Origin of the sequence: Flavobacterium hydrocarbonoxydans (genome assembly GCF_009789235.1) — a bacterium.
GTDB lineage: Bacteria > Bacteroidota > Bacteroidia > Flavobacteriales > Flavobacteriaceae > Flavobacterium > Flavobacterium hydrocarbonoxydans.
The window spans coordinates 1-15916 of the sequence record NZ_WSTB01000005.1; the positions used below are offsets into that span (position 1 = coordinate 1).

Genomic DNA, 15916 nt, shown 5'->3' on the forward strand with positions numbered 1-15916 from the left:
GAAACGTAAGAAGTATAAAATATCTCTGTATATTTTATGCTTTTTGATTTCTCTTTTCTTGAATAAATGATTAGTTTAACTTAAATAATCAATTAAATCAATCAATAATTCATATTCAAATTTATCTCTGTTTGGAGTTCCAATTTCACCAATTAACTCAGCAGTAATTTCTTCTAAAGTATATGTTTTCATTTTAATAAAATGCTAAGGATATAGATTATTTATTTTTTGAATAATCTTACGTTATTCATCGACTCAGATTAAAACTACCCCAAAAGCCAATTCTTAAAATCAAAGAAATTCTGAGGCGCAACGCCATGACCAACAGGATATTCTTTATAAATAACCGGGATATTTAGCTTTTCTAAAGCTGCTGGTGTTTTTCTGGCCCAATCGATCGGAATTACCTGATCTACAGTTCCGTGTGAAGCGAATATTTTGAGGTTCTTGAAGTCGTTTTTCTCGTAACCTTCTTTGATGATTTCGTCATTAAAATAACCACTCATCGCTACTACACGCTGAATTTTTTCAGGATACGAAAGTGCCACAGCATAACTCAAAATAGAACCTTGACTGAAACCAATTAAGGTTACATTATTGGCATCAATTGGGTAATTAGCAACCAACTCATCTACAAAGTTTGCAATTGTATCACGCGAAATTTTCGCCTGCTCGTTATCTGAAAATTTATTCTGATCGGCATCAAAATTAATCGCATACCAGGCATAAGCTCCGTATTGCAAATCATAAGGCGCTCTGGCCGAAATAACATAATAAGTATCGGGAAGTTCTGTAGCAAAAGAAAATAAATCTTCTTCGTTACTGCCATAACCGTGCAATAAAAGTAATACTGGATTTTTATCTAAAACAACTTTTGGTGCCTGTATTTTATATTCTAAAGATAGATTCATTTTTTGAAAGTTATGCGTTTTGAGTTGTGGGTTATGAGTTGTGGGTTATGAGTTTTGTAGTTCAGAATTGAATTTTGACATTGAAATTGACATTGATATTGCAATTTTATCCGATAGTTTTAAACCATTTTTGGTACCATTCACCAACTAATGGCATAGGTCTGGTATGACCCTGAATGGCGCTAAAAATTCCATAGGTCCATAAAACAGAAACGCAAATCCACATTGGGAAAGTGATGAAAAAGCTGTCAAATGGACTGATAATTAAGGCTAACGAAATAAAAGTGAGCGATAATCCTAAAGCCTGACGTATATGAAAAGAAGCAAAACTATTTTTATTTTCAGAGTTCATCGACATTGCGATTAAAACACCAATGATTAAAATATAGCTGGTGATTGCAATTGATTTTCCCTCTTCGATTGAATTATTCATTGTAATTATTTTGAGATAACAAGTTGATTTTGATTGAAGATTCCGTAAACAGAACCTCTGATTTCAGTTCCTAAAAAAGCAGAATTTTTAGATTTAGAAAGAATGTTTTCTTTAGTAAAAATTGATTTTCCTTCAGGAGTAAACAACGTAAAGTTTGCTTTTTCGCCTTCCGTAATTGCATTATTTTCAATTCCGAAAATAGCTTTTCCTAAAGTCAGTTTTTCGATAACAGTTTCCAGAGGCAAAACATTTAATAAAGCTCCAAAAGCACTTTCAAGACCAATAGTTCCGTTTTTGGCCGTATCAAATTCCATTTTTTTGAATTCGATATCTATTGGATTGTGGTCAGAGGTAATCATATCGATCGTTCCATCCAAAACACCGTTTACGAGCGCAATTCTGTCAGCATCAGTACGCAATGGCGGTGTCACTTTATAACGGGTGTCAAAACCTTCTAACTGAACGTCTGTTAACGTCAGATGATGCACCGAAACACTGCAGCTTACTTGTAAACCTTTGGCTTTGGCTTCTTTAATTAATTCTAAAGATTTTGCTGTAGAAACCGTCGGAATATGTAATTTTCCACCTGTATATTCTAATAAAAATAAGTTTCTGGCTACTTGTAATTCTTCAGCCAGATTTGGGATTCCTTTCAAACCTAATCGGGTCGAAACGATTCCTTCATTAACAACTCCATTTCCTTTTATGTTGGCATCTTGTGCGTATGCAATTACCAAACCATCAAAATCCTGAACGTATTGCAGCGCAATTTTTAACAAATTGGCGTTGTCGATACTTTTATTATAATCGCCAAAAGCAACGGCTCCGGTATTTTTCATATCAAACAATTCAGCCATATCTTTTCCTTCGCTGCCTTTGGTTAAGGCGCCAATCGGGAAAAGTTCTGTTGCAAAACCATTTGCCTTATTTTTTACAAAATTCACCTGAGACTGATTGTCGATAACAGGGTAGGAGTTGGGTTGTAGGGCAATTGCTGTAAACCCACTTTTGACAGCCACATTCAGTCCGTTTGCTATGGTTTCGCGGTCTTCGTAACCTGGTTCTCCAAACGAAACACTGCTGTCGAACCAGCCTTGGGAAAGATGTAAATTATCGAATTTCACTTCGGTTGCGTTATCGCTTTCTAGTGAAGCTCCTATTTTTTCTATAAAACCATCTGCAATTAAAACATCAACGGTCTGGTTGTGAAACGGACTTTTTGAATCGATAATTTTGGCGCTTCTGATGATTATTTTCATATGTAGATAAATTTTATTTTAAATTAGAATCGTAATTTTTAACATTTTTAGTCATACTGTTTGTCATTCCGAGGAACGAGGAATCTCCACAAGAAACTCCGTAACCGAAAGCCAATCTTTGTCGAGCTTCTCACGGATATTCCTCGTTCCTCGGAATGACAAACTAAGAGCAAAAAGCAAACCTTTAAGTTTACTTTACGAATTTGATAATTGCCATTTCTAATGCTAAAAATAACAGTGCAAAGATAACAAACCATTTCCAAATTTGGCTGTCTGTCCGCTCAGTTTGTAGGGTATTAAAAATGGTCGAGATGGTATCAGCAGTTTTGAAATCCGAAACCACATTTGTGTTCACCTGGCTCAAATCACTTTCGCTTCGTTTGTAATTGAAACTCAGGTTTTCAACCCATTCTTTTCTGTCAAAAACACTATAATTTCCTGCTGATTCCGGCAAATCATTAAACGTTAATTTGACCTTGTTATTCAAGATTTGCTGAATCGGAATAAATGAATCGTCATTTCCTTTTACTTCCAGAATCGCATCTTTATTCATTAAAACATCCACAAAATAAGGTTGATTGTTACCAATTGTCAAGGCATTTACACCCGTTTTCTGATTGTTTTGTGCTAATTTATAAAACAACGGAACAATCAACGGAGATTGCTGAAAGTTAGAATTTACACTATTTATTGGTGCCGAAAAAACGGTAACTCCTGAAACTGGGTTTTGAATTGTGGTTACAAAAACGCTTTGGTCTTCATACGATAAAACGGCTGGATAAGCGCTTGAAATCGTGAAAGAACTATTTGTTTTTGGATATTGAAAATTTGTGATTTTATTTTCGAAAACACCTGAAAACAAAGGATGGTCAAAGTTGATTTGGGTAATTAATTTGCTTTTGGTTTCTAAATTCTGAAACTGAATTTTTCCAAAATTACCAAGGAAAGTATTCAGATTACTAACCGAACTTTTCTCTGAAGGAATCACAACTACATTGCCGCCTTTTTGTACAAAAGCTTTCAAAGTGGTTTGCAATGCTTGCGGAATATCTTCTAATTCATTTAAAATAATAGTATTTTGTTTTTCTACACTATTATAATCCAATCCGCTAATCGAAAAATTATTATAATTGAATTCGTCTGACGTATAAATTCTTGATAGAAAATTGCTTTTTTCAGGATTTCCAATACTGATAACATTTGTTTTTTTAGTTTTCGAAATGCTGAAATACAGTTTATTATCGTAAACCAAACCGTTATCTTCTATGGAAACATAACCATGAAAAGCTTCTTTTGGAATTGTAAAATTGATTTTCTTTTTCTTCGAATCGAAATTGATAATCGTTTTGGCAATCAGTTTGTTTTGATTGTATAAAGCGGTTGAAACGGGTGTGAAATCTTCGCCATAAGCGGATAAATTAACACTTATTTCGTAGAAATTCTCCAAAGTCTGATTGATAAAAACACTATCAATCGAAACATTATTTTTTTGTTCCGCTTCCGAAATTAAGAAATAGGGTTTTTCTTCAGAATCAATATTTTGAACATCTTTTTCGGCTAAACCAACAGCATCCGTTATAATGACAATATCTTTTTTATGAGCCGATTTATGTGCTTTTACTTTTGCCAAAATCGATGAAAGTTCAAACGGAGTGGCACTGTATTTCAGGTTTTGCAAATCAGTTCGAACCGATTTTATATCCGTATTCCAGTAGTTTTCAGTATTGGTAAGCAAGGAAAATTGTGCATTTTCGGGAGTATTTTCTAATAATTCCTGCACGGCACGTTTGAGCAATTCACCTTTTTTTCCTTTGGCTTGCATACTAAACGAATTATCCAGAATAATATACATTTCGTTCGAAGCATTTTTATGGTCTTTGGCTTCAAAAAAAGGTTGTGCAAAAGCTATAATGGCACAAGTCAGTAATAATAAACGCGTTGCGAGTAACAATCTTTTTTTGATTTTCGAACTTTTTCGCGTTTGAATCGAAAGCTCTTTTAAGAAACGAACATTGGTAAAATAAGAAGTTTTAAAACGTCTTAATTGAAATAAATGAACCAAAATTGGAACAATCAATAAAAAAAGAAAGTATAGAATTTCGGGCTGTTTAAAGTGCATTCGGGCTTAATTATTAGCGAGTGTATCGGTCAAAAATACAAATTTTTAATCAAACCAGACAGGCAATAGATTAGATTGTGAGTAAACATTTCTTTATTAAAAAAATAAACAAAATTAGAGGTTTCAAATTGTAGAATGCACATCGGAAAAATATAACTTTTGAATTTTCATTTGTAACAAAAATTCTATTTGCGAATGATTTAATTGCCTATTTTAGCCTATTCAAAAAACAAATTAAAAACTATGAAGAGATTATATATGCTGCTTTTTTCAACCTTTGCACTAACTAGTTTGCAGGCACAAAGCAAATTCAATTTATTGGTGGGCACTTACACCAATACGTGCGACAGTAAAGGAATTTATGTGTATGAATTCAATGCGAATACAGGTGAATTCAAATTAAAAAACGCATCAGAGAACGTTGTAAGTCCGAGTTATTTGTCGGTTTCGGCAGATAATAAATTTATTTATGCTGTTAATGAAAACGGGACGCAAAGTACCACGAGCGCTTTTGGATACGATTCAAAATCAGGAAAAGTTACTTTTTTAAATAAAAACGAATCATTAGGAGCCGATCCTTGTCATTTGATTAATGACAGTAAAAATGTAATTATTGCGAATTATTCTGGTGGAAATATTGCCGTTTTTAAGAAAAATACAGACGGAAGCATTTCGACTGCACAACAATTGATCCAGCACGAAGGTAAAGGACCAAATGTGGCGCGTCAGGAAAAAGCGCACGTACACATGGTTTGTTTCTCGCCTGATAAAAAATATGTTTTAGCAAATGATTTAGGTTTGGATAAAGTGTTTGTTTACAAATACAATCCAGATTCTAAAAACGAAATGCTGACACTAAAAGAAAGTGTCGATGTAAAAGCGGGTAGCGGGCCAAGACATTTAACATTCAGTAAAGACGGAAAGTTTGTATATTTAGTTCAGGAGTTAGACGGAACGTTAACTACTTTTAGTTACAAAGACGGAACACTGAAATTATTAGCAGAAACAAGTATTCTGGCAAAAGATTTTAAAGGTGGAACAGGCGCAGCAGCTATCAAAATTTCGCCTGACGGAAAGTTTTTATACGTTTCTGATCGTGTCGATGTCAATGCAATTTCGGTTTATAAAATCCTTAAAGACGGAAAAACAGAGTGGGTAGAGCAGGTGAGTACTTTAGGAAAAGGCCCAAGAGATTTCGCCATCGACCCAACTGGAAATTACCTTTTGGCAGGACATCAATATACCAATGATATCATCATTTTCAAAAGAGACAAAACGACCGGAAAACTTACAGACACAGGAAAGAAAATCGAATTGTGTTCGCCAGTTGGGTTGGTGTTTACTAAAATATAGATTTTTAAGTTACTAAGATTATAGACTTTGTATTATTACGATTTAAATAATTATAAAGTTGTTTTTTAGGAGCTATTTCCAGCTATCCGTTGCAATCTTTTGTGCCGAACCCCGGCACAAAAGGATTTCCACTACTATCTGGGCTAGTTCCGTTGATTGAGAGAAAACAGCCTTAACAGAATGACTAATTACAACAAAATAAAAATTCCAAATCCCAAGCTTAAACTTTGGAATTTGGAATTTTTTTATTGAAATTTTAATCTCAGAACCTTAGTACCTTAGCAACTTAGAACCTTCAAAAAAAATCTATTTATCCTTATCTTTTCTCTTCTTATCTCTGGTCTTCAGCATGTTTCTGTTGACAGAACCATGTGTTTTCTTTTTAGTTTTGGATGGGCCACCAAGATTGACTTTTTTATTCTTTTTGGCTTTTTCGTGAAAAGCGCCTTCACCATCAAGTTTTACTTTTTTCATCAAAAACTTAATCGGTTGTTTGTCTTTTTCAGGCTCGATTAATTTTGTTGAAATTTCAACTTCTTCAGGAAATTCAGTAGTTTCAAGTTCAGTATTCATCAAAACTTCTACTTCTACTTTAAATTCTTCTTCGCGAGGTGTCACAAAACTGATTGCAGTTCCGGTTGCATCGGCGCGACCGGTACGACCAATACGGTGCATATACAATTCTGGGAATTCCGGAAGCTCAAAGTTGATAACGTGCGTAATGTTCGAAATATCCAAACCTCTCGCCATAATATCAGTAGTAATCAAACCACGAAGATTTCCTTCCTGAAATTCAGCCATCGTACTCAAACGATAATTCTGAGATTTATTAGAGTGAATCACCCCAAACTGACCTTCAAAATCTTCTTCGATACGATCGTGAAGCATATCCGAAATCTTTTTATTATTCACAAAAACCAAAACACGACTCATGTCTTCGTTGTTTGCTAATAAATGTTTCAGCAAGTTTACTTTTGTATTAAAGTTAGGAACGTTGTATGTGATTTGTGTAATGTTCTCAAGCGGAGTTCCCGAAGCAGCCAAAGTAACTTCTTCCGGAAAATCAAAAAAGTCATTCAAAACGGCATCCACTTCATCGGTCATGGTTGCAGAGAAAAGAATATTTTGGCGTTTGGTTTTCATCATGGCCAATAATGCAGTCAATTGCGTACGGAAACCCAAATTCAGCATCTCATCAAACTCATCAATGACTAATTTTTGCGTTTCATCAAAACGTACAACAGCATCCAGCGCCAAATCCATCATTCGACCAGGCGTACCTACCAAAATATCAACACCTTCGTAAACGGCTTTTTTCTGAGTATTAATGTTTACGCCACCAAAAATCCCTAAAGTATTAACCGACATGTATTTAGTTAGTTTTTCAAGTTCTTCAACTACCTGAACCACAAGTTCACGGGTTGGGACAAGAATTACAATTTTTGGTGTGTTGGTGGGAGTAAATTTGTATAATTTTAAAAGGGGTAATAAATAAGCAAATGTTTTACCCGTTCCGGTTTGTGCAATTCCCATCATATCGCGGCCAGACATAATTACAGAAAAGGATTTTTCCTGAATAGGAGTAGGCGTAACAAAGCCCAATTCGTCGATTGCTTTTTGTACTGATTTTGGAAGATTGAATTTTTCGAAAGTGCTCATTTGCATTAAATTTTGTGCAAAGATAGCTATAAATAGCTGAAAATCGGCGATTGTTGAAAATTACAATGGTTTTTGGGATTCAGATTTCTCAAAAAATCAGTTTTAAATTCTATAAAAATCGTTTTATTCGCAATAAAAGCTCAGTTGGATTAAATGGTTTTGTAATAAAATCATCAACGCCCAATTTAAAAGCTTCTTCAACCGTATTTTCTTCTTCGCCTAATGATGAAAGTGCAATTACCGCCATACCTTTGAAATTTTCTTTAATATAATTGATGATTTCTAAACCTGATTTAAGGGGAATAATGATAGTAGTAATCACTAAATCAGGCAGAATAATCGGAATTCTTTCCACAGCATTGATGCCGTCTTTTGCGATGCTTATTTTATAGCCTTCTTTCTTCAGAAGAAATTTCAGGATTTCGATCGTCATTTCATCATTTTCGATAATCATGATTTTTTTGTCGCTTGTATTCATTTTCTAGTTTTTAATTTTTGTAGAGTTCCACTTCATCAATCATAATCATTGGCTTTTTGTTTTTTCTTTTTCGCCAGTCTGGTAGTTCAGTATGATTTTCAACCCGAATTTTTATTTTGGTAAAGCTACTAAAGTGCTTATTGGTAAACTCCCATGATTTTGTTGTAATTGATGTGTCTTCTGTTAAAATGTCACCATCTTTTCCCTCTAAGAGTTTCCATTTCTGGTCTTTATAACCGTAAATTTTTATTTTTTTTGGGGTAAAAACCCAATGGCGCTGATCGTTTAAAAAGTTAATTTTTAACCTTGAAAATTCTAGGTTTTGACTTAGAATCTCAAATTCGGGATTCGTTCCATACCAGCCCATCCAGTTGATGTTGAAATCTTTATATCCGCGGTTGCCATCAACTAAGCCATAACTTCCTTTTCCTTTAAAATCATCCGATGGCGGATTGATAAAATGTATTTTCAAATCTTCACCCAAATGACTGATTCTGTTTTTTACAATTTCCTGCCACTCCTTATAATAGTTGTCAGGCGTTATTCCGTCTTCGCTCAATTCATAAATTCCAAATTGCTTACATGCTTTTGTAAAAGCCAAAACTCTTTCGGTTAATCCTTCTTTGACTTCTTTTTCTCCATTATCATTTACGTAAAACATTCCATGTTGGTTTTTTCCATAAAATTTAGCCTGCTCAAAATAAACAAATTCCAAACCCAGACGCAGTTTTAGAATTCGGGAACTAAGTACCGAATCGCTTTCAACAGCAACGGAAGCTTTTTCCAAAAGAATATCATATTCAGTCATGGCTTCCGGAGTCAGAAAAGTATTTCGGGCCTGAACTGGACCGGAATAAATATCAAGATAGGTGTTGCTTTTCTTTTGCTTTTCTTCTAAAAGATTCAGGTATTGTTGAACAAACGGAGCCGCTTTTCCGTAAAAACCTCTTAAGAAATCAGCTGTTGTGGCTTCAATATCAATTTCCGTGTCCCATAATAATTTGGCTAAAAGATATTGCCTTAACTCCGAAAAATCTCCGGGCACATCAGCATAACCCTGTACAAACAATCCTTTTACTTTGTTTTTTTGAAAGGTTTTATAATTTTCTGAAAACGATTGGATATTTGGAAACGGAGACAAAAAATTAGAAAACTGAACGGTATAATCCCATAAGTACAAATGAGGAGCTGTGATAGACCAGTTTTGAAGTATTTTCATGAATGCCGCTGAATTTTCGCTGTTTAAAGTTTTACTGCGATCCAGTTCTATAGGGCAAAGAATGGTATAAATATTAGGTTCTATTTTAAGATTTAAAGGCGGTTTGAAAGTATGCAAATAGGCAAGTGTTGTAATTTTGTTGTTTGGAAAATGAGCCGCTATTTTATTCAAAAAATAATAAAATGATCCTTGTGGTCCTCCGTGTTTTTTATTGAGAGCATCGCATTTAGGGCATTCACAATATACCACATCGTCATTCTGGCTTACCGAATAAAATTGGGCATTGGGATGTGCTGCAATAATTTGTGTCATTTTTTTTGTAACCAAATCAACCACCGTATCATTAGTCATACAGAGAGATTCACTATTTCGGTCGTGTTCATAAAGCGCAAAAAGTTTTGAATTGGTTTTAAAAAAATCCTTAGCAGGAACAAGCTGATTAAAGGTGTGTCCCCAAATACCAAAATCAGCAACATGCCAGTCGAGTTTATGCCAGTCTCTAAAAGTTTCTTCGTAACAATCCGGATAAAGTAAGGTACGGTATTCAAATGCAGGATGATAGGTTTTGCTTTGATTTTGATTAAAGACAACCTGACTAATTTTCGGGATATAGGTTTCGCTGGCTGTGAATTTTCTGAATTCCCAAATCTCCAGCAAAGTATAAACCGCATAACGAAGCTGTTTTTCGTTAGAAGCTATTAAAAAAATACTATTTGAATTACTTTTGATAACAAATTCATCAGGCTTCAAGGCATCCGAAAACTGTAATACGATTGAGGATTCAGTATCATTTTGAACTTCAGAAATGATAGTAAATGATGATGAAAAAGCTTTGTCAAGATTTGTTTTTAAAAGTAACGCTGCAGGTTTTGTTTGCTCTGTTTCGGCAACAATATTACTTTTAGACGTAATGATAATAGGAGATTGTGCCATCATACTGAAGGGAATCAGGAGAAAAAAACAAATTTGAAATACGATATTGAACTGTTTTTTTCTCATTCTTAAAATTTATATTGAAAAGATAAACCGGCCTCTACTTCTTTTTGTCGGGCATTTTCGGCATATTCCTGATTGTTGTAAGTTGCTGAAATCCCTATGATGTAATGACTGCTAAATAGTTTCGAATACCCAGCGGTCATTCGATAAGAACTTAGCTGAACTCTTTGTTCTAATTGCCCTAAAGTGGTCCTGTCATCAGGAGAGGTTCCGTAGCCGCCAATTAAGGTCAGGTAATCAAATTTGGTTTTCAGATAATATCTTGAACTAAATATAAATGCCGGATTGTGTTTTTGAAGATACGTTCTGAAATTAAGCCAGAAAGAACCAATATATTTTCCGGTGCCAATATTGATAGCCGTTAAATCTGCTGAACCTGATTTGGTGTAGCGAAAACCCAAATCGGCTTCCCAGCTTTTCCAGTTATAATAAAAAGAATAAGCGAGGCGAATTTTCGGAAAAACAACATCAGGACTGTAAGCGGCGTCAAAATAGGAATATGTTTTTTTTCCGGTGTAAATATAGGATTCAGCTTCAAACTGAATTCCTTTTGCGATACTCATATCATAAGAATAACGATTCGCATAACTAACCCTGCCAATTAAGCTGCCCCATTTTTTTTGCCGGATATAATCAACGCTTCCTAAGTGCCATGGGCCAACGCCTTCTCTGTCGATAGAAGTGAGGCTATAATAAACACCAATCCGGTTAGAATTTAGAGTAGAATACAAATCTACAATCAGTTGCTGAATTTGAGGATCTTCGGGATATTTAGCTTTAATTGTTTTTAAATATTTTGCTTCATTTTTACTATCATTTTGCAAAGCATAAATGGAGATTCGCTGCAGTCGGAAATTTTTATTTTCGGGATAAATCTCAATGGCTTTGTTGACAACAACTTCGGCTTCAGTATATTGTTTGTCCTGAATGTCAAGATTAATCAGATAGAGATAAGCATCTTCGTATTTAGGATTTTTTTCAATCACATAATTATAATAATACCGTGCGCTGTCTTTTTGTTTGATAAGATCATAATTACGGCCTAAAAGCAAATGAAAATCAAGATAATCAGGAGCCAGTTTTTTGCCTAATAACGAACGTTTTATATTTTGTTGATAATCATTTTTGATTCTCATATCTTGTATAATAACATTCAAAAGACTGTCGGTATCTATTTTTTGAGCACTAATTTTAGAACTGAAAAACGATGACAGGATGAAAAAGGATATGATTATATGTAGCGTTTTACAAGGTTTCATAAGTTCAGATTTTTTTTATTGGGAAGATCAAATCCTTTTCGTACCATCGTTCCCCAGCGTTGTTCTTTTTTAGTCATAAAATACCAATATCCTTTTAAAGAAGCATACACCGTAAAGGGTTGATAAACAAAGGGTTCTATGATTGCAAATCCTATTAATATGATCAGTTCTTTATAATTAGCGTAACTTTTATATAAAAATTCATCAATCAGAATCGATATGATGGTAATAGTCAGGTAAAACAAATAGACCATAACACTAATAAGCAGCAAAAAATAACTGTTTATTGTACCTAAAATAATACTTGATACTAATGTAATAATACCAAGTGCTTCAATAATCGGAACCAAAAATTCGAACAAAAAGAAAAAGGGTAATACTAAAAATGCTGTTCTTCCATATTTGGGATTTAAAAACATTTTACGATGCAAAAAAAGCGTTTGTACTAATCCTCTTGCCCAGCGTATGCGCTGACGCAAAAAGACTTTTTTTGTTTCGGGAACTTCAGTCCAGCAGAGTGATTCCGGGATATATAGTATTAAAAATTTTTCTTTTTGTTCGTGCATGTATTTTCGCATTCGCGTCACGAGTTCCATGTCTTCACCTAATGACTGATGCCAGTAACCTCCAACTTTTATCACAATTTCTTTGTCAAACATTCCAAGACCTCCAGAAACCAGTAATAAACCATTAATCTGGCTCCAGGCCATTCTTCCAAAAAGAAAAGACCGCACATATTCTAACTCTTGAAAACGGGGATAGCAGTCTTTCGGAAAATGTACTTTGTGTAAAAAACCTTCTTTGATTTCGCATGAATTTGAAATTCGGATACCGGCACCGGTGGCAATTACTCGGGTTTCATTCTCCATGAATGGTTTGGCAAGTTTAAGAATCGTATCCCGTTTTAAAATACAATCTACATCCGTACATAAAAATAAAGGATACTGAGAGGAGTTGATACCGGCATTTGTGGCATCTGCTTTACTTTTTCCGTTTATTTTATCAACAATCAGTAATTTCGAGTAAATCGGATTGGTCGATTTATAATGCCCTCTTACTGGTTGCGTTATTATTTTTTCCTGATAATAAAAATCAACTTTAACCAAATCAAATTCTCGTATTAATTTTTCCAAAGTATCATCAGAGCTGCCATCATTAACAATTATAATTTCAAATTTTGGATAGGTGAGCGACAATAAGGATCTTACATTATATACAATGTTGACCCCTTCGTTAAAAGCCGGAGCCACAACAGAAACGCCTAATAAATGATTTGAGCGTAGTAGTACATCTTCTTCTAAGTATTTTTGATATCGTAAATGATTAATAATTGCCCAATAGGACAAGAACGACAGTACCACATAAAACAGAATGTAGGACACCGAAAAAAAAGCAACGAAAACCTCGTACGCTTTTATAAGATTCAATAAAAAATCGTGTATCATATTTGTAACTGCCTCACGTGATCAATCATTTTTTGAGTGTCCTGGTCTAGTAATCCTAAGCTATTTACGGTATTTCTATCGAGCTGGTTTAGGCAGGTCACCATTTTTAATTTTAAATCTTTCGTAGGTTCGTTTATGATTCTGTTTCTTAAAAAAGCAATGGTTTTCGGGCTTCCAATGATTTTTAGGGTTTTTAAAATTTCTAATTGTATTTCGAGTGGTTCTCTTTCAAAAAGGATTAATAATTCAGCTTCTGCTTCTTCCAGAAAAAGTTCTCTGATGGCTCTGATGACATCAATTTTTAAAGAAATATCCTCATCATGGAGTAAGTTAATGATTTCTGCTGAATTTTTCCTGTAATTATAAAAAACCATTGTCATAATGGCTAGTTTTAAAATGGTTCTATTTTTTGAAGCGATCCAGACCACGACATTTTCTGGCATCGGAATTTTTTTCGAATGAAAAATATCCATCACTTTTATCGTATTTAAAATCGAAATTTTAACCGGTAAGGTATCAACCGCCTGCCAGTCTCCTTTGGATAAGATGATGTAGGCAATATTAGCATTCGAACGGATAATTTTATTGGGGTGAAATAAGTATTTTTTGATTAATGAAATTCCAGGTTTGTAATCCAGTGACTGAAAATGATAAAAGCCCTGACATTTTTTGTAATTTCTAAAATCCCGAATTAAACCAGCCGAATAGTGATCTAAATCTAATAACTTGTAAATCCTATTCAGCGTTTTTGCCGTTTTTCCTTTCAGATTGTTTTTTAGCCGAATCATATCATCGATCAGCATTTCTTTGCACCAGGATTTATGAATTGGTATTGCCTCTTTAAATTCTGAAACTTTTTGTATTAAGGTTACATTATCCAGTTTTGATAAGGTTATTTCGGTCAAAAACGAATCGGCTTTTCTTGCAATAGAATTTTTGTAAACCAGATAATATTGATGACGAATCCTTTTTAATAACAAAAGAAAAGTGAAAAATATAGTACTGATTAAAAGAAATGGAATGACGTAATATTTGAGGTACATTATAAATTGTTCCATACAAAACCACTTTATACTGTAAATATAAGAAAAAAACAGCAATTATGTACAAAAAAAGCTGTTAATTTTTTAAGCTAAAATCCTTCAAAAACACCCAATCCAAATAAAGCGAAATCGTATTTTACAGGATCCAGAGCGTCCATTTCTCTCAATTTTAAGTCTAATTCGGCCAATGCTTTTCCGTCGTTTTGCTTACGCGAAAGTATTCCTAACTTACGGGCGACATTACCCGAATGAACGTCAAGAGGGCAGGACAAAGCAGCGGGCGAAATGCTTTTCCAAATGCCTAAATCTACTCCTTTAGTATCCTGGCGAACCATCCATCTCAGGTACATGTTGATGCGTTTTGCTGCAGAGTTGTTCAAAGGATCCGAAATATGTTTTTGTGTTCGGGGTAAATGCTCGATTTCGAAAAACAGTTTTTTAAACTCATGGATGCTTTTTTGCAAACTGTCCTGTTCCTGATGTTTTGCAAAAACATTTTCTAAACCACCATGATTGATATAAATATGTTGCAAGCCTTTTATAAAACCACCAAAATCTTTTCCGTTGAAGGTGCGGTGTACAAAATTTTCTAAGCGTTCTAAATCTTCCTCAGAATGGGACATGACAAAATCATAAGGGGTATTACCCATCAAATTCATCATTTGATGTGCATTTTTTATAATCATTTTACGATTTCCCCAAGCGATAGTAGCACTCAGAAATCCAGCAATTTCGACATCTTCTTTCTGAGAAAATAAATGCGGAATTTGCACAGGATCGCTCTCAATAAAATCCTGATTGTTATATTGAATGACTTTTTCGTCAAGAAATTCTTTGAGTTCGGTTTGGTTCATCATTAAAAAAAGTTCTTATATATTCTATAGCCCTAGCCCAGTCCCGATAGCTATCGGGAGTAACGGCATCCTTTTATGGCAGGGTTTGTCATGAAAGATATAGTGGACAGCTAGATCAGCTTCTAATTACTAATTAAACCATCAACCATTACCAGTTTTCTATCGGCCATATTTGCCAGTTCTTCATTATGCGTAACAATGACAAAAGTTTGTCCGAATTCATCACGAAGTTTGAAAAACAATTGGTGAAGATTTTCGGCAGAATGCGTGTCTAAATTCCCGGACGGTTCATCGGCAAAAATGACATCAGGTTTATTGATTAAAGCTCTTGCCACCGCTACACGTTGCTGCTCACCGCCTGAAAGCTCATTTGGTTTATGGTTGATTCTATGCGATAATCCTAAATAGTCCAGCAGTTTTTTGGCGTAAGCCTCAGTTTCAGCAGGTTTTCCGCCCGCAATATAAGCCGGAATACAAACATTTTCTAAAGCCGAAAACTCCGGAAGCAATTGGTGAAACTGAAAGATGAAACCTAAATTCAGGTTTCTGAATTTAGATAATGCTTTATCATTTAGTTTCAGAATATCTTCTCCGTTGATGGTTAGCGAAGTATCAGCTGACAATTTTTCCGGTTTGTCCAGCGTTCCTAAAATTTGCAGTAAAGTCGTTTTTCCGGCACCCGAAGCGCCAACGATAGAAACAATTTCTCCCTTTTTAATATGTAAGTCAACTCCTTTTAGCACCTGAAGTTTATCGTAATATTTCTGAATATTTTTTGCCTGTATCATTTTGAAACTGTTTTTACAAAGAAACAAAGATTCTGCCGATATCAAAATGAGTTCTAACAGAATTTTGGGAATAAAATATTTTGGAGCAATATTTGCAGTA

The 15916-nt window shown here is 34.4% G+C and carries 13 protein-coding genes; 1 reads left to right on the plus strand and 12 read right to left on the minus strand.

Translation table 11 applies throughout. The annotated features are described in order from the left end of the window. Positions 1-266: 266 nt before the first annotated feature. The 4 genes from GON26_RS10075 to GON26_RS10090 form a co-directional block, all read right to left on the minus strand. Positions 267-911, minus strand: a complete 645-nt coding sequence (locus tag GON26_RS10075) for an alpha/beta hydrolase (RefSeq protein ID WP_160374689.1) — start codon at positions 909-911, stop codon at positions 267-269. 106 nt (positions 912-1017) lie between these two features. Then, positions 1018-1344 carry a hypothetical protein gene (locus tag GON26_RS10080; RefSeq protein WP_160374690.1) on the minus strand — a complete coding sequence of 109 codons (327 nt, stop codon included), beginning with the start codon at positions 1342-1344 and terminating at the stop codon, positions 1018-1020. Positions 1345-1349: 5 nt separating this feature from the next. Then, on the minus strand, positions 1350-2603 hold the full coding sequence (locus GON26_RS10085; protein ID WP_160374691.1) for a dihydroorotase: 1254 nt from the start codon (positions 2601-2603) through the stop codon (positions 1350-1352). Between the two features lie 190 nt (positions 2604-2793). After that, positions 2794-4722 (minus strand): vWA domain-containing protein, encoded by a 1929-nt coding sequence (locus GON26_RS10090; RefSeq protein WP_160374692.1) that lies wholly within the window; start codon positions 4720-4722, stop codon positions 2794-2796. 243 nt (positions 4723-4965) lie between these two features. Between GON26_RS10090 and GON26_RS10095 the strand changes: the two genes are divergently transcribed. Further along, on the plus strand, positions 4966-6075 hold the full coding sequence (locus GON26_RS10095; protein WP_160374693.1) for a lactonase family protein: 1110 nt from the start codon (positions 4966-4968) through the stop codon (positions 6073-6075). 306 nt (positions 6076-6381) lie between these two features. On the opposite strand, the gene GON26_RS10100 is transcribed toward GON26_RS10095, so the two are convergent. The 8 genes from GON26_RS10100 to GON26_RS10135 form a co-directional block, all read right to left on the minus strand. Further along, positions 6382-7734 (minus strand): DEAD/DEAH box helicase, encoded by a 1353-nt coding sequence (locus GON26_RS10100; RefSeq protein WP_160374694.1) that lies wholly within the window; start codon positions 7732-7734, stop codon positions 6382-6384. Between the two features lie 109 nt (positions 7735-7843). Beyond that, positions 7844-8212 carry a response regulator transcription factor gene (locus GON26_RS10105; RefSeq protein WP_160374695.1) on the minus strand — a complete coding sequence of 123 codons (369 nt, stop codon included), beginning with the start codon at positions 8210-8212 and terminating at the stop codon, positions 7844-7846. Between the two features lie 10 nt (positions 8213-8222). Then, entirely contained in the window at positions 8223-10430 is a 2208-nt protein-coding gene (locus GON26_RS10110; RefSeq protein WP_230407917.1) for a DUF4838 domain-containing protein, read from the minus strand. 2 nt (positions 10431-10432) lie between these two features. Beyond that, a complete protein-coding gene (locus tag GON26_RS10115) occupies positions 10433-11686 on the minus strand; it encodes a YaiO family outer membrane beta-barrel protein (RefSeq protein WP_160374696.1) in 1254 nt (417 codons plus the stop codon). Further along, positions 11683-13131 carry a glycosyltransferase family 2 protein gene (locus GON26_RS10120; protein WP_160374697.1) on the minus strand — a complete coding sequence of 483 codons (1449 nt, stop codon included), beginning with the start codon at positions 13129-13131 and terminating at the stop codon, positions 11683-11685. Before GON26_RS10120 ends, GON26_RS10115 begins: the two co-directional genes overlap by 4 nt. Continuing rightward, the gene (locus GON26_RS10125) at positions 13128-14189 is read right to left on the minus strand and encodes a hypothetical protein (protein WP_160374698.1); all 1062 of its coding nucleotides are present in this window, start codon (positions 14187-14189) and stop codon (positions 13128-13130) included. The genes GON26_RS10120 and GON26_RS10125 overlap by 4 nt, the downstream gene beginning before the upstream one ends. Before the next feature lie 74 nt (positions 14190-14263). Beyond that, complete coding sequence (locus GON26_RS10130; protein ID WP_160374974.1) at positions 14264-15028, minus strand: TIGR02757 family protein; 765 nt, start codon at positions 15026-15028, stop codon at positions 14264-14266. A gap of 122 nt (positions 15029-15150) precedes the next feature. Beyond that, the gene (locus tag GON26_RS10135) at positions 15151-15816 is read right to left on the minus strand and encodes an ABC transporter ATP-binding protein (RefSeq protein WP_160374699.1); all 666 of its coding nucleotides are present in this window, start codon (positions 15814-15816) and stop codon (positions 15151-15153) included. Positions 15817-15916: the final 100 nt, after the last annotated feature.